The organism is Nocardioides immobilis, assembly GCF_003515065.1.
Lineage (GTDB): Bacteria > Actinomycetota > Actinomycetes > Propionibacteriales > Nocardioidaceae > Nocardioides > Nocardioides immobilis.
This window is the reverse complement of sequence record NZ_QXGH01000017.1, coordinates 146,180-172,583: the sequence shown is the minus strand read 5'-3', so window position 1 is coordinate 172,583 and position 26,404 is coordinate 146,180. Positions and strand designations below refer to the sequence as shown.

Sequence of the window (26,404 nt, the reverse complement as noted above, 5' to 3'; positions counted from 1 at the left end):
CATATGTCGTCACATCGTCACAACCCCGAGTCGCGGGACGCCTATCTGGACGCCGCTCGCGCGTGCATCCTCGACGTCGGCTGGCGCCGGACGACCCTCACCGAGGTGGCCCGTCGGGCCGGGGTCTCGCGGATGACGATCTACCGCACCTGGTCGGACATGCAGGAGCTGCTCGGCGACCTGATGACGCGCGAGTGGGGCGAGCTGGTGGCGTCGACCCAGCCGACACTGGGGTACGACGACGAGACCGGCCCCACCCCCGGGCAGATCGCGGACGGCGTGCTGCGCGCGGTCGCCGTACTCCGTGACAACGAGCTGTTCGTCCGGATCGTCGAGCTCGACCCCGAGCTGATCCTCCCCTACCTGCTCGCGCGCCGCGGCCGCTCGCAGGAGCTGATCCTCGGCCTGCTGGCCGCGGTGATCGAGGCCGGCCAGGCCACGGGCACCGTCCGCGACGGCAACCCCGTGGCCCTCGCTCGCGCGGTGGTGCTGGCGTCCCACGGCTTCGTCCTCTCGGCCCACACGATGACCGACGACACGGTCGCGCTCGGCGACCTCGACGAGGAGCTGCGACTCCTCGTCACCCGCACCCTGACCCCCGCCCTGTCTGCCGAAGGTGACCCCCGATGAACGCTCCCCGCACGATCACCCCCGGCCTGTCCGGCGTACCCGACTCCGTCGACGTCGTCGTCGTCGGCCTCGGCGTGACCGGCGCAGGCGTCGCCCTCGACGCCGCCAGCCGTGGTCTCAGCGTGCTCGCGGTCGACGCGTTCGACCTCGCCTGGGGCACGTCCCGGTTCTCGTCCAAGCTCGTGCACGGCGGGTTGCGCTACCTCGCGAGCGGACAGGTCGGCATCGCCCACGAGAGCGCGGTGGAGCGCGGCATCCTGATGGAGACGACCGCACCGCACCTGACCCGTCCGCTCCCGACGATCGTGCCGCTCGCTGCCGGCGTCACCCGCCCGATGGGACTGCTCACCCGGGCCGGGCTGTTCGGTGGAGACCTGCTGCGACGAGCGGCCGGCACCAGCGCCGACACCCTGCCGAAGCCGCGCCGGCTGACCGCCGCGGAGACCCGCCGCCTCGCACCGACGCTGCGGGCCGACGGGCTGCGCGGCGCCGTACTCGGCTGGGACGGCCAGCTCGAGGACGACGCCCGGTTGGTCACCACGATCGCCCGTACGGCGGCCGCCCGCGGTGCTGCCGTGCACACGCATGCCCGCGTCCTCGCGGCGGCGGGTACGTCGGTGGAGCTGCGCGACGAGCTCACCGGCGAGACCCGCACCGTGCGGACCCGGACCGTGATCAACGCAGCGGGGGTCTGGGCGGGCGACGTCGCCGGCGACATCCGGCTCCGTCCCTCCCGCGGCACGCACGTGGTGCTGCGCGGCGACGTGCTGCCGGGTCTCAACGTCGCGGTGTTCGCGCCGATCCCGGGCGAGCGCAACCGCTACGTGCTGGTGCTGCCGCAGCCGGACGGCCAGATCTACGTCGGCCTCACCGACGAGCCCGCCGACGGCCCGGTGCCCGACGTCGCCGAGCCGACCGAGGTCGAGATCGGCTTCCTGCTCGACGTGGTCGCGGCATCGTTCTCGCGGCCGCTGCGCCGCAGCGACGTGGTGGGAGCGTTCGCGGGTCTCCGTCCGCTGCTCGACACGGGCGACGACGCGACTGCTGACCTCTCCCGCAAGCACGCCGTGCTCACCAGCCCCGACGGGGTGGTGACGATCGTGGGCGGCAAGCTCACGACGTACCGCCGGATGGCCGAGGACGCCGTCGACGCGGCGGTCGCCCACGCCGGCCTGTACGCCGGACCCTGTGTCACCGCCACCCTCCCGCTCGCCGGCGCCGCCCCGCGCGTGCAGCTGGCCGAGCTCATCGAGCGCGCCGAGACACCCGGCCATGCGCGGCTGGCACGCCGCTTCGGCACCGACGCCGCGCTCGTCCTCGACACCGCCCGCACGGTGACCGGCCTGCCCGACGAGGACCTGCTCGCCCCCATCGCCGAGTCCATCCCGGTGACCCTCGCGGAGCTGGTCTTCGGAGTCACCCACGAGGGCGCTGCCGACGTCGCCGACCTCCTCGACCGCCGGACCCGGGTCGGGCTGGTCCCGGCCGACCGGGCGCTCGCCGTACCTGCTGCGGAGCGGGCGCTGGAGCTGGTGCAGGAATCCCCGGTCGACCGGTGAAACTGGCGCTTGTCGGGCGTTGCATTGCCCGACAAGTGCAGGAATCCCCGGTCGACCGGGGGTTCCTGCGCGGTCGGCCGATGAGTTTTCCGGTTGGCCCCTGTCCACTCATCAGGCAGACTCGACGAGGGGATGGAGCGAGGGATGGGAACGGGCACCATGACCGAGGCCACGGCGACGACGAACGACGAGCTCGCGGACTTCGACACACTGACCGGCCGCTACCAGCGCGAGCTGATGGCGCACTGCTACCGCATGAGCGGGTCGGTGCACGAGGCCGAGGACCTGGTCCAGGAGACGTTCCTGCGTGCCTGGAAGGCGTCGGCGAACTTCCAGGGCCGCAGCTCGGTGCGCACCTGGCTCTACAAGATCGCCACCAACGTCTGCCTCACGAACCTCGAGGGCCGGCCGCGGCGCCCTCTGCCGACCGGGCTCGGCACCGCCGACTCGATCGCCGGTGACGCGCTCGAGCAGGACGCCGACATCCCGTGGCTGGAGCCGATCCCCGATGCGGCCGTCGAGGTCGCCGAGCGCGACACCATCCGGCTCGCCTTCGTCGCCGCCCTCCAGCACCTGCCCGCCCGCCAGCGCGCCGTCCTGATCCTGCGCGACGTGCTGCGCTGGTCCGCCGCCGAGACCGCGACCGCCCTCGACACCACCACCGCCGCGGTCAACTCCGCCCTCCAGCGCGCCCACGCGCAGCTGGACGACCGCGGCCTCACTCCGGACACGGTCGAGCAGGACCTCGACGAGTCCCAGCGCCGGATGCTCAACGCCTACCTCGAGGCGTTCTGGGCCAAGGACATCGACCGGATCGTCCAGCTGCTCCAGTACGACGCGACGTGGGACATGCCCCCGTTCCTCAACCACTACCGCGGCGCCGACAACATCGGCAGGCTCATCGCGACCCAGTGCCCCGGCGGCGTCCACGACATGCCGATGCTGTCGACCGTTGCCAACGGCCAGCCGGCGTTCGGCCTCTACATGCGCCAGCCCGACGGCCACTTCGAGCCGTTCCACATGCAGGTGCTCGACGTGGCCGGAACGAAGGTCCGTCACGTCACCGCGTTCTTCGGCGTGGAGCACTTCCGGCGGTTCGGCCTGCCGGACCGGCTGCCGGCCGACTGGCAGCCCGACACCGCCCCCGCCGTCGACCAGGCCCCCACCGGCTGATCCGATGACCGCCCTCCCCGGTCCCCCGCCCAGCTCGCCGGACCCGGGGGTCGAGCTGTTGGAGCGCGCCCTCGGCTACACCCGGAGCGCGCTCGCCACCGTCACGCCGGCCCACCTCTGCCTCCCAACGCCGTGCAACCACTGGCGCCTCGGCGACCTGCTCGCCCACATGGAGGACTCCCTCGACGCCTTCGCCGAGGGAGCCGGCGGCGCGATCAGCCTCCGGAGCGCGGCACCCGCGCCGCTTGAAGCGCGGCTCGACACGCTGCGGTCCAAGGCCTGCACCCTGCTGGGCGCGTGGGCGGCTGCGACCACGCCGGTCGTCGAGGTCGGTGGCCGGCCGATGCCGGTCGGCACCATCGCCCGGCTGGCAGCGGTCGAGATCACGGTCCACGGCTGGGACGTCGGCCGTACGACGGGCGCCGGCCTACCGGTCCCCGACGCGCTGGCCGAGGCGCTGATGCCGACAGCGCTGGCCCTCGCGCTCGAGCACGACGGCGAGTTCGGGCCCCCGGTGCCGGTACCCGCCGACGCCGGCCCCGAGCGGCGGCTGCTCGCGCTGCTCGGCAGACGGGCGTCGTACTCCTCCTAGACTCCCCGGCATGTCTGACGCCACCCTGCGCCACCGCACCCGGCAGATGCGCGGACGCGATCCGCACGAGCCGCACCGAGCCGCGACCACGCTCGAGCTGCTCTTCGACCTGACCTTCGTGGTCGCGTTCGGCACCGCGGCGTACGAGCTGTCGCACGCACTCGTCGAGGACCACATCGTCGCCGGGATCATCGGTTTCGCGTTCGCGACCTTCGGCATCTCGTGGGCCTGGATCAACTTCACCTGGTTCGCGTCGGCGTACGACACCGACGACTGGCTCTACCGGCTGACCACGATGGTGCAGATGGTCGGCGTCCTGGTCTTCGCGCTCGGCCTGCCGAAGATGTTCACGTCGATCTACGAGGGCGACACCCTCGACAACGACGTCATGGTGTGGGGCTACGTCGTGATGCGGGTCGCCATGCTCTTCCAGTGGTGGCGGGCCAACCGGCACGACCCCGACCGCCGCACGGTGCACGGGGTCTACATCGTCAGCATCCTGGTGTCGCAGGCGATGTGGTGCGTGCTGGCCGTCGTCGACCTGCCCGTCACGACGACCTTCCTCGTCATGTGCGTGCCTCTGCTCATCGAGACCGGAGGTCCGTTCGTCGCCGAGCGCAAGTACGGCGGCACGCCCTGGCACGCCCACCACGTCGCGGAGCGCTACGGCCTGATGGTCATCATCGCGCTGGGCGAGGGGATGATCGGCACGATGGCGAGCCTCACCGTGCTGTCCGAGGACGGGCTGACCCTCGAGGTCGCGGTGCTCGCCGCAGCCGGCACGGCGGTGACGTTCGGGATGTGGTGGACCTACTTCGTGATCCCGCACGGCGAGATCCTGCATCACCGAAGAGACCGCTCCTTCGCCTGGGGCTACGGGCACATGCCCCTCTTCGGCGCGATCGTCGCGGTGGGCGCCGGCCTGCACGCGGCGGCGTACTACCTGGAGGGCCACGGCCACACCCAGCTGCACGAGGTCGGCACCGTGCTCACCGTCGCCGTGCCGCTCGGGTTCTACCTGATCGCGCTCTACGCCTTCTACGCGGTCGTCAGCAAGTCACTCGATCCCTTCCACCTGCTGCTCATCGCCGGCACCGTGGTCGCGCTGGTGGTGCCGGTCGTCATGGCCGCCGGCCACGTCGACGTCACCTGGTGCCTGCTCGCCCTCTCCGTCGCGCCGTGGGTCACGGTGCTCGGCTACGAGGTGCACGGCTACCGCCACAACGCCGAGGTGCTGGCGGATCTGGAGGGCTGAGCCGGTCGCGCGGCGCGCAGGTTCATCAGCCGACCGGCGTCGGCTCCGGCTCCGGCGTCGGCTCCGGCTCCGGCTCGTCCCGCAACGGGTGGGCGAGCTCGTCGGCCGGCAGCTTGGCCAGCCAGATCGCGAGGGCCGCGGCGACGCCGGGCACGATCGCGGCGATCGCGAACGTGGTGCGCAGGCCGAGCCACTCCGACACCGGGCCGGCCATCGCCATCGACACCGGCATCAGGCTGACCGACACGAAGAAGTCCAGCGAGGCCACCCGGCCGAGCAGGTGGGGCGGCACGCGGCGCTGGAGCAGCGTCCCCCAGATCACCATCGGCGCCGAGAAGAACGCGCCCAGGAAGAAGCCCGCCACGGCGACCATCCACACCTCGGTCGCGAAGCCCATCACCAGGAGCGGCAGGGCGCCGACGCCCCACATCAGGTTCATCCAGGTCAGGTAGCGCCGGGGCATCCGCATCGACGCCATCGCCATCGAGCCGACGGCGCCGCCGATGCCGAACGCCGCCATCACCGCGGCGTGGTCGCCCGGGCCACCGCCCAGCTTGTCCTTGATCAGGAACGGGATCAGGACCTCGAACGGGCCCATCATCGCCAGGATCATGATCGAGGCGAACAGCAGCGTGGCGAGCAACCAGGGCGTCCGCACCATGTAGACCCAGCCCTCGCGCATGTCGGACAGCGCGGTCGCGATCGGGTGGGCGTCGGCTGCCGTCTCGTCGTCGGCGCGCTCACGTCGTACGGCGGTCAACGGCACCGTCGCGAGCACCAGCAGCCCGGCCAGGTGGAAGCCGGCCGCCAGGCCGAGCGCGGCCGACGTCGAGACGGCTCCGACCACCACGCCGGCGAGGCCGGGACCGAGCGCCTGGCCGACCGTCGGCCGGACCATGCCCTCGAAGCCGTTGACCGCCATCAGGTCCTCTTCGGGCACCAGCGCCGGCAGCCACGCGGAGTAGGCCGGGTAGTAGAACGCCAGCCCCATGCCGGTCGCGAACGACACGACCGCGAGGTGCCACACCTGGGTCTGGTCGGTCCACGACAGCAGCGCGACGATCGCCATGCCGGTGAGCTCGAGGCCGGCCACGGCGAGCAGGATCAGCTTCTGCGGGACCCGGTCCGCCACTACGCCACCCAGCAGGGCGGGGAGGAGTACGCCGACGGCGCCCGCGGTCGACACCACGGACAGCTGGCTCGCGCCGCCGCCGATCCGGATGACCTCCCACACCAGGGCGACGACCCACACACCGCCGGCGAACGTGCCGAGCACCAGCGCGGACCCGAGCCGGCGGTAGGCGACGTGCCGGAACGGCGAGAGCGCGCGCGGCAGCCGCCGCACCGAGGGCGGCTGGGGGCTCTCGGGCGCCGGCGTCGGCGTCGTGAGCTGGTCGGTCATGGGGTCTCCTCGAGATCAGTCTGGCGATGAGGACCGACAGTGGCCATCGATTTCATCGCGGGCTCCAGCACGACCTTCCCCAACGCTCGCCTGTTCTCGAGATCGGCGTGTGCACGGGCGGTGTCGGCGAGAGGGTACGTCGAGACGAGTGGCCGCCAGCGCCCGGCCGCCACCCGCTCCAGTGCCCGGAACGCGAGCCCCGGGATGCCGCCCGGCAACGCCGCCATCCGCGGCCCGAGCGACCGGCCCGCGGTGATCCCGCGCCCCACCAGGTCGCCCGTGGTGAGCTCGGTAGGCGCCCCGGACGAGTAGCCGAACATCACCAACCGGCCGCCCGGCCGGAGCAGCTCGAGGGACGACCGGCCCACGGTACCGCCCACGCCGTCGTACACCAGGGAGACGCCGTCGTACGACGCCCGCACCTGCTCCTCCCAGCCCTCCGCGCCGTAGTCCACGACCAGGTGGGCGCCGAGCTCGGCCAGCCGGGCGACGCGCTCCCGGCCGCGGGCCGCGACGATCACCTCGGCCCCGACCTCGAGCGCGGCCTGTGCGAGCAGCCAGCCCAGGCCGCCCGCGGCTGACGGGATGAGTACGACGTCGTCGGCCGCCGGCGGCTCCAGCTCGATGACGCCGAGCGCGGTCCGGCCGGTGCCGACCGCGGCGACCGCATCGGCCAGGCCGACCTCGTCCGGGACCTCGTAGACCAGGTCGACGTCGCAGACCGCCTGCTCCGCGTACCCACCCGGCACCGGACCGAGGTGGGCCACGACCCGCCGGCCGATCCACCCCTCATGCACGCCCGCGCCGACGCGGTCGATGACACCCGCGACCTCGCGGCCGGGGATGGTCGGCAGCGGGGGCGCCGGCATCGGCCCCGGCTCGCCCCGGCGGAGGGTGGTGTCGACCAGGTGGACGCCGGCCGCGGCGACCGCGACCCGGACCTGTCCCGGGCCCGGCTCGAGGTCCGGCAGGTCCTCCAGGACCAGGTTGTCAGCGGGACCGAACTCATGCAGGCGGATGGCTCTCATGGCTCCAGTGAACAAGTTCAAGTTAACTTGAGGTCAAGCCCGGATGCCCCGGCACGTCGCGATCCTGGTTTGGCCGCACCACCGCCGGATACGATCCGAGTCCCATCGCTACTTCATCCGGAGAACACGTGACCGTCTTCCTGGTGCTGGGCTTCGTCGGCCTGGCGCTCGTCTTGGTGTCGCTGCTCGTCGGCGACCACCTCGAGGCGGCCTTCGGTGGCGCTTTCAACGCGCTCGAGGGCGACGTGTTCTCGACGGCGGTCATCGGCGGCTTCGTGTCCGCGTTCGGCTTCGGCGCGGCGGCCGCCGACGGCGGCGGCCTCCCGACGCCTCTGGCGCTGGTGATCGGCGGAGCCAGCGGTGTGGTGGTCGGCTGGTTCGCCTGGTGGCTGACCCGGCTGGTCAAGGACGGGCCCAGCGACGGCACCGTCTCCATCAGCGACACGGTCGGCCAGGTCGGCAAGGTGCTGAGGGCGATCCCCGGCGGCGACAGCTACGGCGTCGTCCGAGTCAGCGTCGGCGGCCACGTCATGCAGTGCAACGCGAGCTCTCTGCTCGCCATCGAGGCGGGCGCCGAGGTCAGCATCACCGGAGTCCTGTCACCCACCGCGGTCACCGTGGCCCCGGTCTGGAATCCCCAGTCATGACCACCCAGAGCTAAGGAACCGGACTCAATGGATCTCAATGTCGTGGGGCCGATCATCGGCGTCGTCGTACTCCTCGTGCTGCTGGTGCTGCTCGTCACCAGCCGCTACAAGGTGGCGGGCCCCAACCAGGCGTTCATCGTCACCGGTCGCAAGGGCAAGGCGGTGCTCAACCCGGAGACCGGGCAGCTCACCACCGACCTCTCCGGCCAGAAGGTCGTGCTCGGCGGCGGCGTCTTCGTGGTCCCGTTCATCCAGAAGCTCGCCACGATGGACCTCTCCAGCCGCCGGATCTCGGTGCAGATCCGCGGTGCCGTGTCGGGCCAGGGCATCAAGCTCAACCTCGACGGCGTCGCGATCGTGAAGATCGGCGGCAACGCCGACCAGATCCGGCTCGGCGCGCAGCGCTTCCTCAGCCAGCAGGCGGACATCGAGGCATTCACCCAGGAGGTCCTCGCAGGTGCGCTGCGCTCCATCGTCGGCGGCCTGACGGTCGAGCAGATCATCCGGGACCGGGCGGCGTTCGCGCAGCGGGTGGCCGACGAGTCCGAGGCGTCGCTGACCGGCCAGGGCCTGATCCTCGACGCGTTCCAGATCCAGGACGTCACCGACGACGGCACCTACCTCGCCGACCTCGGCCGGCCGGAGGCCGCGCGGATCCAGCAGGCGGCCTCGATCGCCGAGGCCAACGCGAGGCAGGCCGCGGAGCAGGCCCGGATCGCCGCCGAGCAGGAGATCGCGATCGCGCAGCGCACGCTCGCGCTCAAGCAGGCCGAGATCAAGGCCGAGACCGACGCCGCCGCCGCCCAGGCCGCAGCGTCCGGCCCGCTCGCCCAGGCCGAGCGCGACCAGGCGATCTTCACCGAGCAGGAGAAGGTCGCCGTACGGCAGGCGGCGCTGACCGAGCGCCAGCTGGAGACCCAGGTCCGCAAGCCCGCGGACGCAGAGCGCTACCGGGTCGAGCAGGAGGCCAACGCGAAGCGGTCCGCCGAGATCGCGGCCGCCGAGGCGCGCAAGGCCGCCACCATCGCCGCCGCCGAGGCGCACGCCGAGGAGACCCGGCTGTCCGGTGAGGCCGAGAAGGCGCGGCGTGCCGCGCTCGCCGAGGCCGAGGCGATCGAGGGCGCCAAGCGCGGTGAGGCCGAGAAGGCTCGCCGTGTCGCCGAGGCCGAGGCGGTCAAGGCCGAGGGTGACGCAGAGGCGTCCGCGACCCTCGCCGTCGGCCATGCCCAGGCCGAGGCGATGGACAAGCGCGCCGAGGCGTTCGCGCACTACAACGACGCGGCCGTGCTGCAGATGCTGATCGAGGTCCTGCCCCAGATCGCCAAGGAGGTCGCCGCGCCGATCAGCGCGATCGACAACCTGACGGTGCTCTCGACCGACGGCGCCGGCGCGATGCCGAAGCAGGTCGTCGACAACGTCGCCCAGACCCTGCAGATGCTGAAGACCGCGACCGGCATCGACCTCGAGTCGCTGATCCACAAATCGGTCAACAACGCCGTCGCCGCGCCGGGAGGGCCGGTCGTCGAGGGCGAGACCGAGGAGCAGCCCCAGGCCTGACCCGCGCCCGCCGGGTGTCGGCCGCCGGACGGACCATTCGGGACGCGAGGGGCCGGTGTGACTCAGGAGGCGGGCAATCGGCCGTTTCGGGCCGATCGGTCCGTCCGTCGGCCGGTCAGCCGCCCGGCAGGGCGACGTACGTCGTGTCGAGGTACTCCTCGATGCCCTCGAACCCGCCCTCGCGGCCGAACCCGCTCGCCTTGACGCCGCCGAAGGGCGCCGCGGGGTTGGAGACCAGGCCGGAGTTGACGCCCACCATGCCGAAGTCGAGCGACTCCGCGAGCCGGACGGTGCGGGCCAGGTCGCGCGTGTAGACGTACGCCGTGAGCCCGTACTCCGTCGCGTTCGCCCGCTCGACCGCCTCCTCCTCGGACGCGAACGTCGTGATCGGGGCGACCGGGCCGAAGATCTCCTGGGTGTTCACGTCGGCGTCCGGTGGCACGTCGGCGAGGACGGTGGGACTGAAGAAGTAGCCCGGCCCGTCCGGGGCGCTGCCGCCGGTGACGACCCGGGCGCCGGCGGACACCGCCTGCTCGACCAGCGCGGTGACGCTGGCGACCGCCTTGTCGTCGATCAGCGGGCCGACGTCGACACCGTCGTCCTGGCCCCGGCCCAGCCGGAGCGCACCCATCCGCTCGGCCAGCTTGCCGGCGAACTCCTCCGCGACCGACCCCTCCACGAGGAACCGGTTGGCGGCCGTGCAGGCCTCGCCCATGTTGCGCATCTTCGCGACCATGGCGCCGTCGACGGCCGCGTCGATGTCGGCGTCGGCGAAGACCAGGAACGGGGCGTTGCCGCCGAGCTCCATGCTGACCCTCTGCAGCTGGTCGGCGGACTGCCGCACCAGCACCTTGCCGACCTCGGTGGATCCGGTGAAGCTGACCTTGCGCAGCCGGGGGTCGGCCATCAGCGTCTCGGCGACCTTGCCCGAGCTGCGCGACGTCACGACGTTGAGCACGCCGGCCGGCAGGCCCGCCTCGGTCAACAGGTCGGCCAGCAGCAGCATGGTGAGTGGGGTCTGCCCGGCGGGCTTGACGACCATCGTGCAGCCGGCGGCCACGGCGGGGCCGATCTTGCGGGTGCCCATCGCGAGGGGGAAGTTCCAGGGCGTGATGAAGAGGCACGGGCCGACCGGCTTCTTCAGGGTGAGCAGTCGGGTGCCGCCCGCAGGGGCCTCCATCCATCGGCCGTGGATCCGGACCGCCTCCTCGGAGAACCAGCGGAGGAACTCCGCGCCGTACGTCACCTCGCCGCGCGCCTCGGCCACGGTCTTGCCCATCTCCTGGCTCATCAGCAGGGCCAGGTCGTCGGCCCGGGCGGTTGCCAGCTCGAACGCCCGCCGCAGGATCTCGCCGCGCTCCCGGGGCGCGGTCGCGGCCCACTCCTGCTGCGCATCCACGGCTGCGTCGAGGGCGGCCATCGCGTCGTCGACGGTCCCGTCGGCGACGTCGGTCAGCACCGAGCCGTCGGCCGGGTCGATGACGTCGAACCGCCCGCCTCCCGAAGCCGGTCTCCACTCCCCTCCGATGAAGAGCTGACGTCGGTCGATGTGCAACGGATCGTGGCTCATGGGGCCACTGTGGCACCGCCGCCGAAACTTCGCCTCCCCAGCCGGCGTGCCGATGTCGAGATTGTTCGCGCGAATCCTGTGTGCGACGGCCGTCCGGGAGTTATGGTGAGGGCGTCGTTTCGGAGGGAGCACCAACGAACACGACCAGGCCCCTGCGTTGACCCCATGCGACCAGGGGCCTGCTTGATTTTTCCGCTGCCTCAGCCCGCCGCGCGGAGGAACTCCTCCAGGATCGGCCCGGCGGTGCGGGAGCCGGACTCCCCGATCTCGACGAACACCGCGACGGCGAGGTCGCCCTGCGCGGCCACCATCCAGGCGTGGGTCTGCACGGCCCCCTCGGCACCGACGAACTCGGCCGTACCGGTCTTCGCGATCACCGGCTCGCCCGGCACGTCGGCCAGCTGCGAGCCGCTGCCGGCGGTGACCACCCCGCGCAGCATCTCCTGCAGCTGTGCGGCCTCCTCCTCCGTCAGCGGCGTGTGGTCGTGGTCGGAGACCTCGACCTGCCCGACCAGCCGGGGTACGACGAGCGCCCCCTCCTGCACGGACGCGATGACGGCCGCCATCGTCATCGGCGAGGCCAGGATCGTGCCCTGGCCGATCAGGTCCGCGGCCGCCTCCGTCTCGGTGGCCGGCGGCGCGACGCTGCCGAAGTAGGCGGGGAAGCCGAGGTCGTGGTCGACACCGAGGCCCAGGCTCGCGGCGGCGTCGGCCAGGTCGCCGTCGCCCAGCTCGTCGCGGGCGCCGATGAACGCGGTGTTGCACGACTCGGCGACCGCGGTGCGGAGTGGGATGTCGCCCAGGGCCGAGGTCGGGTAGTCGCTGTAGTTGCCGAACTCCTTGCCGTCGACCGTGAGCGTCGACGGGCAGGTGACCGTGCTGTCGGGCGTGAGCCCCGCGCGGAGCAGCGCCAGGCTGCTCACGATCTTGAAGGTCGACCCCGGCGGGAACTGGCCGTAGGTGGCGAAGTTCTGGCCCTCGGTGCCGGGCCCGTTGGCCGCCGCGAGGATCGCGCCGTCACTGGGCCGGAGCGCGACCAGCGCGCTCGCGGACGGGATCCCGGCGAGCAGCGCCTCCGCGCTCTCCTGCAGGTGGGGGTCGAGGGTCAGCTCGAGCGGGTCGCCGTCGGCCTCCTGGACCCGGAACAGGTCCCGGAAGGGGCCCGGGTCGGTTGCCGACACCGCCTCGACCACCCGGCCGGGCGACCCGCCGAGCTGCTCGTCGTACCGCGCCTGCAGGCCGCTGACGCCGGCGATGTCGCCGACCCGGTAGCGGTCGGGGTCCTCCTCGATCATCTCCGCGGTGACCGGACCGACCCGGCCCAGGATCGGCGCGGCGAACTCGCGGGTCGGCGCCAGCGAGATCTCGTCGGCCAGCGCGACCGCACCAGGGATGCCCTCGTACGCCGCCAGGACGTCGGCCGGCACCTCCTGCCGGCGGAACGAGATGGCCTCGACGAAGGCGCGGTCGCCTGCCTCACGCACCGAGCGGACGTACGGCGCCACGTCGACGCCCACCAGCTCCGCGAGCGCCCGTGCCGAGTCGGCGGCCGCGGCCTCGCGCACCCGCACCCGGTCGATGCCGAAGCGCAGCACCGGCCGGTCCGTGACGAGCACGGCCCCCTCCGCCCCGAGGATCTCGCCCCGGGTGGCGGGGATCGTGGTCGCGTCGAGCACCTCGTCCTTCGCGAGGCTCGGCTCCACGACGGTCGGCGCCCAGACCACTGCCCAGTCGCCCTCCTTCTCGACGAGCTCGACGTGCGTCTCGTAGGTCCATGGCTCCGCCGACTCGACGACCGGCCAGGACCAGGTGAGGTCGACGGTCGTGAGCCCCTTCGACTCCTCGACGTCGCCCACCTCGATGGTCGGCGCGATGCCGTCCATGCCCTCGACGATCGCGTCGTAGCCCAGCGCCCGCTCCGCCCCCTCCCGGCTTGCGAACGGCAGCTCCGCCAACGCGGTGTCGGCAGCGGGAACGTCGTCGCCGGCGGCCTCGACCATGGCGTCCGCCAGCTTCTCGACGAGCCGCAGAGCGTCGTCGTCGTCCGGCTCGTCGGGGTCGTCGCTGCACCCAGCGAGCACCAACAGGCAGATCGGCAGAGCCACCGAGATCCGACGCATGCGACGGTTCTACCAGCCGGCTGGAGAAACTCGGGCGACGCAGGCAACCGATCACCCAGCCCCGCCGGTCCAGACCTGCATGACCACCATGACCGCGGAACGAGGAGGCCGGGTGCCTGACCACGCAGCTCGCGCCGACTTCGACGACTTCGTCGCGGCCCGCTCCCAGGCACTCCTCCGCACGGCCTACCTGCTGACCCGCGACCACGGCCTGGCCGAGGACCTGCTTCAGACCGCGCTCAGCAAGGCGTGGTTCTCCTGGCAGAAGGTGGAGACCCGACCGGAGCCCTACGTCCGCAAGATCCTCGTCAACACCTACGCGAGCTGGTGGCGGCGGAAGTGGAACGGCGAGCGGCCGACCGACGAGCTGCCCGAGCAGGGCGGTCACGACGGAACCTCAGCCGTCGACGCTCGGCACGACCTCTCGGACGCGATCGGCCGACTGCCGAAGCGGCAGCGCGCGGTCGTCGTGCTCCGCTACTTCGAAGACCTGTCCGAGGCCGAGACGGCCGAGATGCTCGGGTGCTCCCGCGGCACCGTCAAGAGCCAGCTGAGCAAGGCGTTGGCCAAGCTGCGGATCGACCCCGCGCTGGCCCACGAGCACGACGAGCAGGCGGGAGAGCTGCGATGAACACGATCGACGACCTGAAGGCGACCCTCGCGGCGGACGCGTCCAGCGTGGACGGGGTCCCGCACACCGCCCGCGCCGCCGGCGTCGACGGCAAGATCCGCGCGATCCGGCGCCAGCGCCGCGCCGGTGCCGTCGCCGGCGTTGCGGCACTCGCGGCCATCGTCGGGTTCGGGGTGCTACCGGCGCTCAGTGACGACCCACGGACGCCGGCGGACGAGCAGCTCGAGGTCGCCGGTCACGTGGTTCCTCGCGAGATCGAGATCCTCGACTTCCCGTTCCGGTTCGTGGCCAGCGCCGAGTCGCAGCGCGGCGACGCGACGCTCGAGCTCGAGCTCGGCGACTCCGACCGACGCCGCGCCGTGGCCGTCGCGGTCGATGACCTGCCGGCGGGCGCCACCGTGACGCTGACCGAGGACGGCGCGCTCCTGGCCCGCGTCGTGGGGCCGAGCAAGCTCGACGACCCGCTGCTGGTCGGCCGGGACGAAGGCACGCTCACCCTCACCGTGTCCGGCGGGTCCGACGAGACCCGGGTCGGGCTGGCGACGTACGAACGCACCGACGAGCTGGCCCCCGGCCTCACGGACCCGGGCGGCACCGTGGTCTTCCGCGACCACGTGGCCGACCGCAGCCTGGTCGGCGGCGCGTGGGTCGACCCCGCCACCGGTGAGGCGTCGTTCACCGTGCGCGGGCGGCTCGACGAGATCCGGGTGTCCGACTACTGCGACAGCAACGGGGCGCGGGTCTTCTACGTCGTCGCCATCGATGACGGCGTCTTCCAGAGCGGCCGGTGCGACGACCTCGGCACCTTCGACGAGGACCCGGCCGGCGGCGGCTGGGCGTCGAGCGGCGCCAGCACCCATGGCGTCCACCACGTCCGGATGTGGACCACCGACCGGCAGTTCTCCGAGAAGGTCGTGCCGTTCCCCGGCGTGCTCGCCGGCAGCGCGGCGTACGACGCCCGCCCGGGTCGCCCGGTCCTCGGCGAGGAGATCCCCGAGCTCACCGAGTGGGACGGTCGGCTCTTCGAGCTGGAGGCGGTCGACGGTCGCACCCACCACCTGGAGGCGGACGGCCCGCGGCTGGTCGGCTTCGTCCTCGGCTCGAAGGACGGCACCTGGCTCCGGATCCAGCCCGAGAAGGGCCCCGTCCGCGAAGGCACCGGCCTCGACGGCGACAACGGCGGCAGCTCGCTGGACACGCTGCTGTGGCCCGGTCAGGCCTACGGCCTGTCGCTGGTCGACCTCCGCGGCGAGCCGGTCGACGGGGCGATCCTGGTCTACCGCCCCGTCGACTGAGCCGGAGTGTCCGTCGGGGTCAGACGGCCCCGACGAGCAGCGGGCTGACCAGCGGCGTGTAGCCGGAGGACTGGCCGAGCCGGTTGGGGTGGTAGCTCTCGCTGACCGGGTTGGACAGCCCGTTGAGCCACTCGACGTCGTCGCAGACCGCGTGCCCGATGAACCGGCTGGTCGGGTTGGCGAACTTGAAGTCCCGGGCAGCAGCGGCCGCCGACAGCTTCGCGTTGAGCAGGTCCGCGGTCTGGTTGAGCCGGGTCTCCTCCGACGGGGAGAACCAGGTGCCGGCGTTGCAGTCCTCGCCCTGGAACAGGCGCGGGTAGCCGGTGACGACCACGACCGCGCTCGGCGCCCGGGACCTGATCGAGGCGTAGAGCGTCGAGAGCCGGCCGGGGAGCGTGTTGTTGATGTAGGCCTGGGCGCCGTCCACCGCGCCGTTGCAGTCGGACATCCAGCCCGGCTGGGCGCACTCGGTGATCACGCTGGAGAAGCCTGCGTCGTTGCCGCCGACCGAGATCGTGACGTACTTCGTCGTCGAGGTCACCGCGCTCAGCTGGGAGCTCGTGACCGTCGAGACGGTCGCTCCCGAGCAGGCCTTGAAGTTGAGGGCGTAGCCCTTCTGCTGGGCCAGCAGGTACGGATAGGCGTACGTCGAGCGCTGGCAGCTGGTGCCGTCGCTGATGTAGCTGCGGGTGCCGACGCCGGAGGCGTAGGAGTCGCCGAGTGCGACGTACGACGGCGCCGCGTGGGCGGGCGCCGGTACGCCCAGCGGGACGAGCGCCGCGAGGACCGGGAGGACCGCCGCCAGGAACAGGCGGAGTCGGTTGCCGACGGGCAGGGAGCGTGCGAGTACAGGCATGGGTGACCTTCCCCTGAGGAAGCCGGCCCGGGGTACGGGCCGTACCAATGTGACGCAGGTCACTCAAGCATGGCCGGACACATCGTGACCAGGATTCGTGTGAACGCGCGCACCCGCCGGCATGAACCCTCGCTTGGTGCCGGCGACGAGGTCGGCGACGTGGGACCGGAAGCCGGGGCAGGTCGCGATGTCGTGGGCGCGACACTCGAGCGCGTGCTCGGTGAGGTGGCGGGACCGCTCCATCTCCGCCATCCGGCCGGCCAGGTCTTCGAGGTGGTCGGTCAGGATCCGGTGCCGATCGGCCGCGCCCGCGTCGAGCAGGGACCGGATCTGGTCGAGGCTCATCCCTGCCGCCTTGCTCGACACGATGACGGCCACCCGGTAGGCGTCGTCCTCGCGGTACCGCCGGCGCCCCGCGCTGTCGCGCTCGGGCGCGAGCAGGCCCATCGACTCCCAGTGGCGCAGCACGTGCGTGGGCAGCTCGAACCGGTCCGCGAGCTCACCGACGGTCCAGCGGATCTCCGTGCGACTTGACTTCATGTTGACATGAAGCCACAGGCTTCTGACCAGCACAAGGACTTCAGCCAGAGGAGTAACGATGAACAGCAACCCCAACCACATGGCGTACGACGTGGCCGTGGTCGGCGCCGGCTCCGCCGGACTGCAGGCCGCCCTCACCCTGGGCCGGATGCGGCGGCCGGTGGTGGTGTTCGGCACCGACCGCTACCGCAACGACCCCGCGGCCGAGATGCACAACTTCCTCGCCCACGACGGCACGCCGCCGGCGGCGCTGCGGGCGGCGGCACGGGCCGACCTCGAGCGCTACCCGACCGTCGAGCTGCGCGACCAGGAGGTCCGGACGATCGACGGGGACGCCGGCTCCTTCACCCTGCGCACCGCCGACGGCGGCACCGTGACGGCGCGGCGGGTGCTCCTGGCGACCGGCGTCGCGGACACGCTGCCCGACGTACCCGGCCTCGACGCACTCTGGGGCGACCTCGTCGCGCACTGCCCCTACTGCCACGGCCACGAGTTCACGGGCACGCCGGTCGGCATCCTCGGCGCGGACGCCAGCGTGCCGCTGCGCGCGGCGATGCTCGAGCGGATCGCGACCCGCACCGTCGTGCTCACTGACGGCGCCCACCTCGACGAGGACACCGCGGGAGTGCTCAAGCGGATGGACGTGGAGGTCCGTACCGAGCCGGTGCGCGGCGTCGGCCGCAGCCCGCTCGGGATCACCGTCGACGTCGACGGCGGACCCCCCGTCGAGCTCGGCGGGCTGTTCGTCGGGCCACGCTGGGAGCAGGCCGCACCGTTCGCGGAGCAGCTCGACCTCGACCGCTCGCCCCTCGGCGCGATCCTGGTGGACGCCTTCGGCCGCACCAGCCGGCCCGGGGTCTACGCGGCCGGAGACATCGCCCAGCCGCCCGGGCTGCCGATGCCGATGGCGTCCGTCCTCATCGCGGCTGCCGGCGGCCAGCTCGCAGCGTCGGCCTGCGACCGCGAGCTCGCGGCCACCGACAACGGACTCCCGGTCCCTGCCTGACCACAGGTTTGAACTTGTTCAATAATTGGCATACCTTGGGCGTCCGCGAATGTTGAACATGTTCAACTCAAGGAGCTTGCCATGAACTGGACCCTCGCCAACCACCTGCTGTACCTCGCCGTCTGCCTGCCCGTCGTCGTGGCCGTCGGCCGCACCCTCGCCCGCAACGGCCAGGTGTTCCTGGCCGACGTCTTCAGCGACGCGGCGGTGGCGACGGCGACCAACCGGCTGCTCGTCGTCGGGTTCTACCTGCTCAACGTCGGCTTCGTGCTGCTCTACCTGCGGGTGGGCGGCGACGCCGACACCGCGGTGGGTCTGGTCGAGTCGCTCAGCGTCAAGGTCGGCGTGGTCCTGCTGGTCCTGGGGCTGATCCACGTCATCAACGTCAAGGCCTTCTCGGGGATGCGACGCCGCCACGTCGTCGACAGCCAGCGCACCCGGGCCTACGAGACCCAGCTCGACGCCTGGGCAGCCGCGCAGCGGCAGGCCATCTAGTCATGGTTACGTTGGCGACCGTGACCGCGCCGCCTCCCGACCCCACGACGTCCAAGGCCCAGCAGACCCGCGCCGCCATCGTCGCGGCGGCGACCAAGCTGTTCCGGACCGGGGGGTACGACGCCACCACGATGCGCGCGGTGGCGAAGGAGGCCGGGGTCTCGGTGGGCAACGCCTACTACTACTTCGGGTCCAAGGAGCACCTCGTCCTCGCGTTCTACGACGAGATCTTCGCGGCGCACCTCGCCGGCTGCGAGCGGGTGCTGGCGACCGAGACCGGGTTCGTCGAGCGGCTGTCCGCCGTACTCGAGATCTGGATCGACGTCGCGGAGTCCTCCCACGAGTTCGCCGGGAAGTTCTTCAAGCACGCCGCGGAGCCGACCAGCCCGCTGTCGGTCTTCAGCCCGGAGTCCGCGCCGACCCGCGACGGCGCGATCGCGTTGATGCGCCGGGTCGTGGCCGGCTCGGACCTCAAGGTGGCCCCGGCCCTCCGTGAGGAGCTGCCGCTCCTGCTGTGGCTGGTGCAGATGGGCATGGTCCTGTTCTGGGTGTACGACGCCTCCCCCGGCCGCACCCGGACGCGGCAGCTCGTTCGGCAGGCGGTCCCGATCCTCGACAAGCTGCTCCGCGCGACCCGGATCCCGGGCGTGCGCGGCATCGCCGACGACGTCGTCGCGCTCGTGAAGTCGCTGGTGCCGCCGACGGCGTGACGCAGCCGGCTCGGGTCAGTACCAGCCGACGCGCTCGGAGTGCTGCCAGGCGGCCTCAGGGCTGCCGTACCGGGCGGCGATGTAGGCCAGGCCCCACCGGATCTGGGTCTCGGGGTTGGTGCGCCAGTCGGGGCCGACGACGGCCATCTTGGTGCCGGGCAGCGACTGCGGGATGCCGTAGGCACTGGACGTGGGGTTGTCCGCCAGGTGGTTCCAGCCCGACTCGCGGTGCCACAGGGCGTCCAGGAACCTCCACTGGTCCTCGGGGAACCCGAAGTCCAGCATCAGCTGGTAGCCGAGTGCGCGGTTGGTGCCCGGGTCAACGTCGGCAGGGGTCGGCGTGGGAGGCGCGGTGTAGTTCTGCGCGATCCGCTCGGCGGTGCGCCGGAGCTGCTCGAGGATCACCGCGTCCGGTACGTCGAAGCGGGCGCCGCCCTCGTTCCCGCGCGACATCCGGTCCTTGCGGTCCCCGCGGACGTCGCGCTCAGTGCGCTCGGCGCGGTCCTGCGGCTCGGTCACCGACGGCGCCGCGCTGGGCTCCGCCGGCGCCTGCGCGGGGGCCGTACAGGCGCTCAGGACGACCGCGAAAAGCGCGGCACCCAGGCCCAGCCTCATTCCCCCCATCGGAGCATTGTGACCCAGAAAAGCGTTTCGTGCCTCCTGCGATAGTGATCGCGTGCCCTCGCTCGGTCGCCTGACCCTCCTGCTCGGGGGCTGCATCGTCCTGGGGATCGGGGTCGCGCTGCTGCTCACGGCCGACCTCGGCTCGGACGGCTACTCCACGCTGGTCAACGGCATCGCGCTGTCGTTCGGGCTGCCGTTCGTGGTCGCCAACCTCGTCGTGGGCGTGGTGTTTGTGGCGCTCGCGGCGGCCCGGAAGGTCTACCCGGGGATCGGCACCGTCGTGCAGGTCGCGCTGGTCGGGGCGACCGTCTCCGTCGGGCTCGAGCTGCTCTCGACACCCGACGGGTGGCCGGCGCGGATCGCCCTGCTCGTGGCGGCGTTCCCGGTGCTCGCGGTGGGGATCGCGGCGTACCTCGGCAGCCGCACCGGCGCCGGTCCTGCCGAGGCGGCCGGTCTGGCGTGGGACCCGCCGGTCCCGTTCAAGTGGAGCTACAGCGCGGTCCAGGGCGGCGGTGCGCTGGTCGGCTGGCTGCTCGGCGCCACGATCGGCGCCGGCACCATCGCGGTCATCGTCCTGCTCGGGCCGCTCGTCGACCTCGCGGCCCGGATGCTGAGGGTGGACGTGCACCAGGGTCCCGCCCCGGTGGACGCCGACGCCGCCTGATCAGGAGTCGCGCGGCTTGCGCGGACCCTTGTTCGGCGGGCCGTAGTCACGCTGCAGGTCGATGAGCTTGCCGCTGATGCGGGTCTCCTTGAGCTTCTCCCACACCGGGCCGGGCAGCTTCGCCGGCAGCTCGACGATCGAGTAGTCCGGTCGGATCGTGATCCGGCCGAAGTCGTTGCGGCCGAGGCCACCCTCGTTGGCCAGCGCGCCGACGATCTGGCGCGGCTCGACGCGGTGCCGCTTCCCGACCGCGATCTTGTACGACGCCATCGGCTTGTCGCTGGTACGACGCGGGCCACGCTCGGCCCTGCCAGCACCGGCGCCGTCGCGGTCGGGGCGGCCGCGCCCCTCAGACCCGTCGTACTCCCGCTTCGGGCGCTGCGGCTCCTCCTCGAGCACCAGGGGCGTGTCGCCCTGCAGCACGATCGCGAGCGCGGCGGCGACATCGGCCTCGGGGACGTCGCGGTTCTTGACGTAGTGGCCGACCACGTCGCGGAAGAAGCCGATCTGCGGCGACTCCAGCGCGGCGGTGATCCGGTCGTCGAAGCGCGCGAGCCGGGTGGCGTTGACGTCGTCGACGCTCGGCAGCTGCATCTGGGTCAGCGGCTGGCGGGTGGCCTTCTCGATGTGCTTGAGCAGGTAGCGCTCACGCGGGGTCACGAACGAGATCGCGTCGCCGCTGCGGCCGGCGCGGCCGGTGCGGCCGATCCGGTGCACGTAGGACTCGGTGTCGGTCGGGATGTCGTAGTTGACGACGTGGGTGATCCGCTCGACGTCGAGGCCACGGGCCGCGACGTCGGTGGCGACGAGGATGTCGAGCTTGCCGGCCTTGAGCTGGTTGACGGTCCGCTCACGCACCGCCTGCGGCACGTCGCCGTTGATGGCGGTGGCGCCGAAGCCACGGGCGCGCAGCTTCTCGGCGAGGGTCTCGGTCTCGTTCTTGGTGCGGACGAAGACGATCATCCCCTCGAAGTTCTCGACCTCGAGGATCCGGGTGAGGGCGTCGACCTTCTGCGGGTAGCTGCAGATCAGGTAGCGCTGCGCGATGTTCTCGGCGGTGCGGGTCTTCCGCTCGATCGAGATCTCGACCGGGTTGTTGAGGTACTTCTGCGACAGGTTCCGGATCTGCTTCGGCATGGTCGCCGAGAAGAGCGCGACCTGCTTGGTGTCCGGGGTGTCGGCGAGGATCGTCTCGACGTCCTCCGCGAAGCCCATGTTGAGCATCTCGTCGGCCTCGTCGAGCACGAGGAACCGCAGCTGCGACAGGTCCAGGGTGCCCTTGTCGAGGTGGTCCATGATCCGGCCGGGGGTGCCGACCACGATGTGCACGCCGCGGCGCAGGGCGGACAGCTGGACGCCGTACCCCTGGCCGCCGTAGACGGGCAGCACGTGGACGCCCTTGGTGGTGGCGGCGTACTTCTCGAACGCCTCGCAGACCTGGAGCGCGAGCTCGCGGGTCGGTGCCAGCACCAGTGCCTGCGGTGACTTCTGGGACAGGTCGAGCCGGTCGAGGATCGGCAGCGCGAACGCTGCGGTCTTGCCGGTGCCGGTCTGGGCCAGGCCGATCACGTCGCGTCCCTCGAGGAGGTGTGGGATGGTCTGCGTCTGGATCGCGGAGGGCGACTCGTAGCCGACGTCCGAGAGCGCCTTCAGCACCTTCGCGCCGAGGCCGAGCTCGCTGAAGCCTGCGAGGCCCGCATCGGGGGCGCTGTCGGCCGGGGCAGGGTCAGGTGCTACGTCATCCACCCGACAACGGTAGTGGCGGACGCAACATCCGGCGCATTCCTCGCGGCGGTGCGCTGGGTCACCTACTCGACGGTGACGGACTTCGCGAGGTTGCGCGGCTTGTCGATGTCGTGGCCGAGCTGCTTGGCGGCGTGGTAGGCGAGCAGCTGCAGCGGGATGGTGAGCAGGATCGGGTCCAGCTCCCGTTCAGCTCGGGGTACGACGATCCGCTCGGCCTCGAGCCCCTGCAGGTCTACCTCCTCGTGGGTGACGACGACCAGCGGCCCGCCGCGCGCGGCGATCTCGTGCAGGGCGGCCACGTTGCGCTCGACCAGCTCGTCGAGCGGGACGATCGCGATCGTCGGCACGTCCGGGCTGATCAGCGCGAGCGGCCCGTGCTTGAGCTCGGAGGTCTGGTAGGCCTCCGCGTGGCGATAGCTGATCTCCTTGAACTTCTGCGCGCCCTCGCGCGCGACCGGGAAGCCCCGGACCCGGCCGACGAAGAACAGGCTCTCGGCCGCGGCGAGCCGCTCGGCCACCGCCACGAGCCGCTCCTCGGTGGCGAGGACCTCCTCGATCTTGCCCGGCAACGACTCGAGCCCCGCGATCAGCCGGCGCCCGTCGGCGATCGACAGGTCGCGCACCCGGCCGAGCTGCAGGGCCAGCATGGCGAAGCCCAGGAACATGTTGGTGAGCGCCTTGGTCGACGCGACCGCGACCTCGGGCCCGGCGTGCAGGTAGATGCCGCCGTCGGCCTCGCGCGCGATCGCCGAGCCGACCACGTTGACCAGCCCGATCACGTAGCCCCCCTTGCGCCTGACCTCCTGCACGGCCAGCAGCGTGTCGATGGTCTCGCCGGACTGGCTGACCGCGACGTAGAGGGTGTCCGGCTCGATGATCGGGTTGCGGTAGCGGAATTCCGAGGCGGCCTCGGCATCGGCCGGGATCCGCGCGAGCTCCTCGATCAGCGTCGCGCCCATCTCGCCGACGTAGTAGGCAGAGCCGCAGCCGAGGATCTTGACCCGCCGGATCGCGCGCAGCTCACGGGCGTCCATGTTGAGCCCGCCGAGGTGGCCGGTCGCGAACCGGCCGTTGAGGCGGCCGCGCAGCACCCGCCCCGCGGAGGCGGGCTGCTCGAGGATCTCCTTGTGCATGAACGACTCGTGCTCGCCGGGGTCGTACGCCGCGGGGTCGACGTCGACCGTCTTCGCCCGGCGGTTGGTGGCGGCGAGCCCGCTCGCGTCGAGGCGGTACGTCGTGAACCCGGTCGGCGTCACGGTGGCCATCTCGCCGTCGGCGAGGTGGGCGACCGTGGTCGTGTAGCGCACCAGCGCGGCCAGGTCCGAGGCGATGTGCATCTCCTTGTCACCGACACCGATGATGAGGGGGCTGCCGTTGCGGGCCACCACGATCCGGTCGGGGAAGTCGACATGGACCACCGCGACGCCGTACGTCCCGTGGATCCGGCCCAGCGCCTCGGCGACCTTGCCCTCCAGGGTGTCGGCCTCGGAGAGGGCGACCAGGTGCGCGAGCACCTCGGTGTCGGTGTCGGAGACCAGGTCGACGCCCGCCTCGGTGAGGTCGTCGCGGAGCGCCGCGGCGTTGTCGATGATGCCGTTGTGCACGACCGCGACCAGCTCCTTGCTGTCGCTGTGCGGGTGGGCGTTGACGTCATTGGCGGGGCCGTGGGTCGCCCACCGGGTGTGGCCGATGCCGACCTTGCCCGCGAACCGCTTCGGCAGCGCCTCCCGGAGGTCGCGCACCCGGCCCGCTCGCTTGGCGACCCGGATCCCGGACGGTCCGAGGACGGCAACGCCGGCCGAGTCGTAGCCGCGGTGCTCGAGCCGCCCGAGCCCCTCGAGGAGCAGGGGCGCCGCCTGGTGGGTGCCGAGGTATCCGACGATGCCGCACATGGGAGCTCCTAGCCGTAGATCATCCGGCGCAGCTGGCGCTCGGACAGGTCGGGCGCGGCGACCGGGCGGTCGGCCAGCTCGTCGCGCAGGGTGCCGAAGATGTCGGCGTTCTTGGCGCCGCGGAGCTTTAGCTCGCCGTGCCGGCGTCGGACGTAGGCCTCCACCGGCTCCTGGTGGAACGCCAGCACGTCCTCGATCACCCGGGTCGCCTCGGTCGGCGCCAGCGCGGTGGTGGCCACGACGTGGCGGACGAGGCGCGGATCGGCGGGCACACCTCGATGATGCGCGCCAATGGCGACGTTTGCCAACTTCCTGCCCGAAATCGGGCAGAACGTCGGGAACGGCGCTCAGGTGGAGGAGATCGGTGGCCACGGAGCCGGAACCAAGGGCCGAAGTGGAGTGTCGGCCACCGAAATCGGTCGAACTTCAGACCACCAGTGGGGGCCGTGGTATCTTGGTGAACAGAACATGAACAGGAGGTAGCCCATGCGTGACGTACTGACGGCCGACCGGCCGCGTCTCGAGATGCGGTGGGTTCCGGTGACCGATGAGCAGGGCCGCACCCGACCGCAGGCCGTGTGGATCGAGGCCGGCACCGCCGCCAGCACCCAGGCCAGCACCGCGCCGCCGGCGACCGTGCACCACGCCGCCTGACTGCCGAGCTCCCGAAGGGTCGCGTCCACCAGGACGCGGCCCTTCGGTCTTTTTCGACCTTTTCCCATCCTTGCGGAATAGGACCGCGGTCCGCTTTGCTGGAGTAGTTGAGACTTCAACCAATCGGGCCCGACGCCCGCTACCCCAGGAGGAACGATGACCGAGACCATCACCCCGGCACTCACCGACATCAGCGGCGACTACACCATCGACACGTCCCACAGCCGGCTTGGCTTCGTCGCCCGGCACGCGATGGTGACCAAGGTCCGCGGCTCGTTCGCCGACTGGGAGGGCACCGCCCACATCGACACCGCCAACCCGGCCGCGTCGTCCGTCACCCTGACGATCAAGGCCGCGAGCGTCAGCACCGGCAGCGCGGACCGCGACGGTCACCTCCAGTCCGCCGACTTCTTCGACGTCGAGAACTTCCCGGAGTGGACGTTCGCCTCCACCGCCGTCAGCCGTGACGGCGAGGAGTGGACCATCACCGGCGACCTGACCATCAAGGACGTCAGCCACCCCGTGACCATCGTGTTCGAGGAGGGCGGCTCCGCGAAGGACCCGTTCGGCAACCTCCGCGCCGGGTTCGAGGGCGAGACGACGGTCAACCGGAAGGACTGGGGCCTCACCTGGAACGCCGCGCTCGAGACCGGCGGCATCCTCGTCTCGGAGAAGATCAAGCTCGAGTTCGACATCTCTGCCATTCGCAACAGCTGAGTAGCACGAGCTGAGTTATTCGCTCGCGACAGACACCCGGGTGGAGCAAACTCCCCCGGGTGCCTGACATTTCGCTACCTCCCGGCCTGACCACGCGGCCGCTGGATCCGTCCGACTCCGGCGCTGTGCATGCGCTGATGGCGGCCCAGGAGCTCCACGACGTCGGGACGGTCGAGATCGAGGAGGAGGACCTGATCGCGGAGTGGCAGCGGCCGTCGTACGACCTGGCGGGCAGCTCCGTCGCGGTCCTCGACCCTGCTGACGGCGACCGGATCGTGGCGTACGCCGAGCTGATGGGCGCCGACCGCTACGACGTCGCCGTCCATCCCGACGTCCGCGGCCGCGGGATCGGCACCTGGCTCGCCGCGTGGGTGCGCGAGCTCGCCAGGTCGCGCGGCTCGACCGTGGTCGGGATGCCGGTGCCGGAGGGCTCGGCGGGCGACCGGCTGCTCGCCGCCCTCGGCTACCGGGTGCGGTGGACGAGCTGGGTGCTCCGGCTGCCGGCCGGGCGGACGATCGAGGAGCGACCGCTCCCGGAGGGGTACGCGATCCGGATCGCCACCGAGGCCGACCACGAGCAGGTGTGGCACGTCATCGAGGACGCGTTCCTCGAGTGGTCGGACCGCCACAAGGACTCCTTCGAGGACTTCGCCGCCGAGGTGTGGCAGCGCCCCGGCTTCGAGCCGTGGAACCTGCAGGTGGTCGTCGTGCCCACCGGCGCCATCGCCGGTGCCGTGTTCACGACGGTGAGCAACCTCGACGGCAAGCGCGAGACCTACGTGTCCCGGCTGGCGGTGCACCGTGACCACCGCAACCGCGGCCTCGCCCAGGCGCTGCTGGTCGCCGCCTTCGCGGCCGGCCGGGAGCGGGGCGCCGCGAGCTCGTGCCTCGCCACCGACTCGCGGACCGGTGCCCTCTCGCTCTACGAGCGGGTCGGGATGGTCCCGGAGGCGGTCTGGGTCAACCGCGCGATCGACCTCGTCTGAGTTGCGTCGTACCTGAACTTTCGGCCCCAGATTCGGCCGATCCGGGGCCGTTTCT

Annotated in this window: 26 protein-coding genes; 16 read left to right on the top strand and 10 right to left on the bottom strand. The window is 71.8% G+C overall.

The window, feature by feature from the left end:
- Positions 1 to 3: 3 nt before the first annotated feature.
- From D0Z08_RS14495 to D0Z08_RS14475, 5 genes are all read left to right on the top strand, one after another.
- Positions 4 to 630, top strand: a complete 627-nt coding sequence (locus D0Z08_RS14495; RefSeq protein WP_118925944.1) for a TetR/AcrR family transcriptional regulator — start codon at positions 4 to 6, stop codon at positions 628 to 630.
- Positions 627 to 2,189, top strand: coding sequence for a glycerol-3-phosphate dehydrogenase/oxidase (locus D0Z08_RS14490; protein WP_118925943.1), 1,563 nt, complete (start codon positions 627 to 629; stop codon positions 2,187 to 2,189). Before D0Z08_RS14495 ends, D0Z08_RS14490 begins: the two co-directional genes overlap by 4 nt.
- Before the next feature lie 144 nt (positions 2,190 to 2,333).
- Positions 2,334 to 3,362 (top strand): sigma-70 family RNA polymerase sigma factor, encoded by a 1,029-nt coding sequence (locus D0Z08_RS14485; RefSeq protein WP_245993959.1) that lies wholly within the window; start codon positions 2,334 to 2,336, stop codon positions 3,360 to 3,362.
- A 4-nt stretch (positions 3,363 to 3,366) separates the two neighbouring features.
- Entirely contained in the window at positions 3,367 to 3,954 is a 588-nt protein-coding gene (locus D0Z08_RS14480) for a TIGR03086 family metal-binding protein (RefSeq protein WP_118925942.1), read from the top strand.
- Between the two features lie 10 nt (positions 3,955 to 3,964).
- Entirely contained in the window at positions 3,965 to 5,209 is a 1,245-nt protein-coding gene (locus D0Z08_RS14475) for a low temperature requirement protein A (protein WP_118925941.1), read from the top strand.
- A 25-nt stretch (positions 5,210 to 5,234) separates the two neighbouring features.
- Here the strand turns inward: D0Z08_RS14475 and D0Z08_RS14470 are convergent, their stop codons facing one another.
- Positions 5,235 to 6,611, bottom strand: coding sequence for an MFS transporter (locus D0Z08_RS14470; RefSeq protein WP_118925940.1), 1,377 nt, complete (start codon positions 6,609 to 6,611; stop codon positions 5,235 to 5,237).
- The gene (locus D0Z08_RS14465) at positions 6,608 to 7,639 is read right to left on the bottom strand and encodes a zinc-binding dehydrogenase (protein ID WP_118925939.1); all 1,032 of its coding nucleotides are present in this window, start codon (positions 7,637 to 7,639) and stop codon (positions 6,608 to 6,610) included. The genes D0Z08_RS14470 and D0Z08_RS14465 overlap by 4 nt, the downstream gene beginning before the upstream one ends.
- 128 nt (positions 7,640 to 7,767) lie before the next feature.
- On the opposite strand from D0Z08_RS14465, the gene D0Z08_RS14460 reads away from it, so the two are divergent.
- Both D0Z08_RS14460 and D0Z08_RS14455 read left to right on the top strand, forming a co-directional pair.
- Positions 7,768 to 8,286: a hypothetical protein gene (locus D0Z08_RS14460; RefSeq protein ID WP_118925938.1), complete on the top strand. Its 519-nt coding sequence runs from the start codon at positions 7,768 to 7,770 to the stop codon at positions 8,284 to 8,286.
- A gap of 27 nt (positions 8,287 to 8,313) precedes the next feature.
- Positions 8,314 to 9,843 (top strand): flotillin family protein, encoded by a 1,530-nt coding sequence (locus D0Z08_RS14455; RefSeq protein WP_118925937.1) that lies wholly within the window; start codon positions 8,314 to 8,316, stop codon positions 9,841 to 9,843.
- A gap of 115 nt (positions 9,844 to 9,958) precedes the next feature.
- On the opposite strand, the gene D0Z08_RS14450 is transcribed toward D0Z08_RS14455, so the two are convergent.
- Together D0Z08_RS14450 and D0Z08_RS14445 are read right to left on the bottom strand one after the other, a co-directional pair.
- Complete coding sequence (locus tag D0Z08_RS14450; protein WP_118925936.1) at positions 9,959 to 11,413, bottom strand: NAD-dependent succinate-semialdehyde dehydrogenase; 1,455 nt, start codon at positions 11,411 to 11,413, stop codon at positions 9,959 to 9,961.
- 200 nt (positions 11,414 to 11,613) lie between these two features.
- Positions 11,614 to 13,533, bottom strand: coding sequence for a penicillin-binding transpeptidase domain-containing protein (locus D0Z08_RS14445; protein WP_118925935.1), 1,920 nt, complete (start codon positions 13,531 to 13,533; stop codon positions 11,614 to 11,616).
- A gap of 112 nt (positions 13,534 to 13,645) precedes the next feature.
- On the opposite strand from D0Z08_RS14445, the gene D0Z08_RS14440 reads away from it, so the two are divergent.
- Together D0Z08_RS14440 and D0Z08_RS14435 are read left to right on the top strand one after the other, a co-directional pair.
- A complete protein-coding gene (locus tag D0Z08_RS14440; RefSeq protein WP_245993957.1) occupies positions 13,646 to 14,164 on the top strand; it encodes a SigE family RNA polymerase sigma factor in 519 nt (172 codons plus the stop codon).
- Positions 14,161 to 15,459, top strand: a complete 1,299-nt coding sequence (locus D0Z08_RS14435) for a hypothetical protein (protein ID WP_118925934.1) — start codon at positions 14,161 to 14,163, stop codon at positions 15,457 to 15,459. Before D0Z08_RS14440 ends, D0Z08_RS14435 begins: the two co-directional genes overlap by 4 nt.
- Before the next feature lie 19 nt (positions 15,460 to 15,478).
- Here D0Z08_RS14435 and D0Z08_RS14430 read toward each other — a convergent pair whose 3' ends face one another.
- Both D0Z08_RS14430 and D0Z08_RS14425 read right to left on the bottom strand, forming a co-directional pair.
- Positions 15,479 to 16,315 carry an SGNH/GDSL hydrolase family protein gene (locus D0Z08_RS14430; RefSeq protein WP_118925933.1) on the bottom strand — a complete coding sequence of 279 codons (837 nt, stop codon included), beginning with the start codon at positions 16,313 to 16,315 and terminating at the stop codon, positions 15,479 to 15,481.
- A 63-nt stretch (positions 16,316 to 16,378) separates the two neighbouring features.
- Positions 16,379 to 16,855: a helix-turn-helix domain-containing protein gene (locus tag D0Z08_RS14425; protein ID WP_118925984.1), complete on the bottom strand. Its 477-nt coding sequence runs from the start codon at positions 16,853 to 16,855 to the stop codon at positions 16,379 to 16,381.
- Between the two features lie 58 nt (positions 16,856 to 16,913).
- On the opposite strand from D0Z08_RS14425, the gene D0Z08_RS14420 reads away from it, so the two are divergent.
- From D0Z08_RS14420 to D0Z08_RS14410, 3 genes are all read left to right on the top strand, one after another.
- On the top strand, positions 16,914 to 17,861 hold the full coding sequence (locus D0Z08_RS14420; RefSeq protein ID WP_118925932.1) for an NAD(P)/FAD-dependent oxidoreductase: 948 nt from the start codon (positions 16,914 to 16,916) through the stop codon (positions 17,859 to 17,861).
- An 81-nt stretch (positions 17,862 to 17,942) separates the two neighbouring features.
- Positions 17,943 to 18,356 carry a hypothetical protein gene (locus D0Z08_RS14415; RefSeq protein ID WP_118925931.1) on the top strand — a complete coding sequence of 138 codons (414 nt, stop codon included), beginning with the start codon at positions 17,943 to 17,945 and terminating at the stop codon, positions 18,354 to 18,356.
- 20 nt (positions 18,357 to 18,376) lie between these two features.
- Positions 18,377 to 19,066, top strand: coding sequence for a TetR/AcrR family transcriptional regulator (locus tag D0Z08_RS14410; RefSeq protein ID WP_245993955.1), 690 nt, complete (start codon positions 18,377 to 18,379; stop codon positions 19,064 to 19,066).
- A gap of 15 nt (positions 19,067 to 19,081) precedes the next feature.
- On the opposite strand, the gene D0Z08_RS14405 is transcribed toward D0Z08_RS14410, so the two are convergent.
- Positions 19,082 to 19,690, bottom strand: a complete 609-nt coding sequence (locus tag D0Z08_RS14405) for an aggregation-promoting factor C-terminal-like domain-containing protein (RefSeq protein ID WP_118925929.1) — start codon at positions 19,688 to 19,690, stop codon at positions 19,082 to 19,084.
- A gap of 52 nt (positions 19,691 to 19,742) precedes the next feature.
- Here D0Z08_RS14405 and D0Z08_RS14400 point away from each other — a divergent pair, with 52 nt between their 5' ends.
- Positions 19,743 to 20,354: a YczE/YyaS/YitT family protein gene (locus D0Z08_RS14400; protein ID WP_118925928.1), complete on the top strand. Its 612-nt coding sequence runs from the start codon at positions 19,743 to 19,745 to the stop codon at positions 20,352 to 20,354.
- On the opposite strand, the gene D0Z08_RS14395 is transcribed toward D0Z08_RS14400, so the two are convergent.
- From D0Z08_RS14395 to D0Z08_RS14385, 3 genes are all read right to left on the bottom strand, one after another.
- The gene (locus D0Z08_RS14395) at positions 20,355 to 22,100 is read right to left on the bottom strand and encodes a DEAD/DEAH box helicase (RefSeq protein WP_118925927.1); all 1,746 of its coding nucleotides are present in this window, start codon (positions 22,098 to 22,100) and stop codon (positions 20,355 to 20,357) included.
- A gap of 62 nt (positions 22,101 to 22,162) precedes the next feature.
- Positions 22,163 to 23,992: a glutamine--fructose-6-phosphate transaminase (isomerizing) gene (gene glmS / locus D0Z08_RS14390; RefSeq protein WP_118925926.1), complete on the bottom strand. Its 1,830-nt coding sequence runs from the start codon at positions 23,990 to 23,992 to the stop codon at positions 22,163 to 22,165.
- A gap of 8 nt (positions 23,993 to 24,000) precedes the next feature.
- Positions 24,001 to 24,264, bottom strand: coding sequence for a hypothetical protein (locus D0Z08_RS14385; RefSeq protein ID WP_118925925.1), 264 nt, complete (start codon positions 24,262 to 24,264; stop codon positions 24,001 to 24,003).
- Positions 24,265 to 24,478: 214 nt separating this feature from the next.
- On the opposite strand from D0Z08_RS14385, the gene D0Z08_RS32130 reads away from it, so the two are divergent.
- The 3 genes from D0Z08_RS32130 (at position 24,479) to D0Z08_RS14375 (ending at position 26,349) form a co-directional block, all read left to right on the top strand.
- Entirely contained in the window at positions 24,479 to 24,646 is a 168-nt protein-coding gene (locus tag D0Z08_RS32130) for a hypothetical protein (protein WP_182481299.1), read from the top strand.
- A 156-nt stretch (positions 24,647 to 24,802) separates the two neighbouring features.
- Positions 24,803 to 25,363 carry a YceI family protein gene (locus D0Z08_RS14380; RefSeq protein WP_118925924.1) on the top strand — a complete coding sequence of 187 codons (561 nt, stop codon included), beginning with the start codon at positions 24,803 to 24,805 and terminating at the stop codon, positions 25,361 to 25,363.
- A gap of 59 nt (positions 25,364 to 25,422) precedes the next feature.
- Complete coding sequence (locus D0Z08_RS14375) at positions 25,423 to 26,349, top strand: GNAT family N-acetyltransferase (RefSeq protein WP_245993954.1); 927 nt, start codon at positions 25,423 to 25,425, stop codon at positions 26,347 to 26,349.
- The last annotated feature ends 55 nt before the right edge of the window (positions 26,350 to 26,404 follow it).

What these genes read in the sequence shown, in the direction of transcription:
- D0Z08_RS14495 (WP_118925944.1), top strand. Translation starts at nt 4, where the DNA reads ATGTCGTCACATCGTCACAACCCCGAGTCGCGGGACGCCTATCTGGAC.
- D0Z08_RS14490 (WP_118925943.1), top strand. Translation starts at nt 627, where the DNA reads ATGAACGCTCCCCGCACGATCACCCCCGGCCTGTCCGGCGTACCCGAC.
- D0Z08_RS14485 (WP_245993959.1), top strand. Translation starts at nt 2,334, where the DNA reads ATGGGAACGGGCACCATGACCGAGGCCACGGCGACGACGAACGACGAG.
- D0Z08_RS14480 (WP_118925942.1), top strand. Translation starts at nt 3,367, where the DNA reads ATGACCGCCCTCCCCGGTCCCCCGCCCAGCTCGCCGGACCCGGGGGTC.
- D0Z08_RS14475 (WP_118925941.1), top strand. Translation starts at nt 3,965, where the DNA reads ATGTCTGACGCCACCCTGCGCCACCGCACCCGGCAGATGCGCGGACGC.
- D0Z08_RS14470 (WP_118925940.1), bottom strand. Translation starts at nt 6,611, where the DNA reads ATGACCGACCAGCTCACGACGCCGACGCCGGCGCCCGAGAGCCCCCAG.
- D0Z08_RS14465 (WP_118925939.1), bottom strand. Translation starts at nt 7,639, where the DNA reads ATGAGAGCCATCCGCCTGCATGAGTTCGGTCCCGCTGACAACCTGGTC.
- D0Z08_RS14455 (WP_118925937.1), top strand. Translation starts at nt 8,314, where the DNA reads ATGGATCTCAATGTCGTGGGGCCGATCATCGGCGTCGTCGTACTCCTC.
- D0Z08_RS14450 (WP_118925936.1), bottom strand. Translation starts at nt 11,413, where the DNA reads ATGAGCCACGATCCGTTGCACATCGACCGACGTCAGCTCTTCATCGGA.
- D0Z08_RS14445 (WP_118925935.1), bottom strand. Translation starts at nt 13,533, where the DNA reads ATGCGTCGGATCTCGGTGGCTCTGCCGATCTGCCTGTTGGTGCTCGCT.
- D0Z08_RS14435 (WP_118925934.1), top strand. Translation starts at nt 14,161, where the DNA reads ATGAACACGATCGACGACCTGAAGGCGACCCTCGCGGCGGACGCGTCC.
- D0Z08_RS14430 (WP_118925933.1), bottom strand. Translation starts at nt 16,315, where the DNA reads ATGCCTGTACTCGCACGCTCCCTGCCCGTCGGCAACCGACTCCGCCTG.
- D0Z08_RS14425 (WP_118925984.1), bottom strand. Translation starts at nt 16,855, where the DNA reads ATGAAGTCAAGTCGCACGGAGATCCGCTGGACCGTCGGTGAGCTCGCG.
- D0Z08_RS14420 (WP_118925932.1), top strand. Translation starts at nt 16,914, where the DNA reads ATGAACAGCAACCCCAACCACATGGCGTACGACGTGGCCGTGGTCGGC.
- D0Z08_RS14415 (WP_118925931.1), top strand. Translation starts at nt 17,943, where the DNA reads ATGAACTGGACCCTCGCCAACCACCTGCTGTACCTCGCCGTCTGCCTG.
- D0Z08_RS14405 (WP_118925929.1), bottom strand. Translation starts at nt 19,690, where the DNA reads ATGGGGGGAATGAGGCTGGGCCTGGGTGCCGCGCTTTTCGCGGTCGTC.
- glmS (WP_118925926.1), bottom strand. Translation starts at nt 23,992, where the DNA reads ATGTGCGGCATCGTCGGATACCTCGGCACCCACCAGGCGGCGCCCCTG.
- D0Z08_RS32130 (WP_182481299.1), top strand. Translation starts at nt 24,479, where the DNA reads ATGCGTGACGTACTGACGGCCGACCGGCCGCGTCTCGAGATGCGGTGG.
- D0Z08_RS14380 (WP_118925924.1), top strand. Translation starts at nt 24,803, where the DNA reads ATGACCGAGACCATCACCCCGGCACTCACCGACATCAGCGGCGACTAC.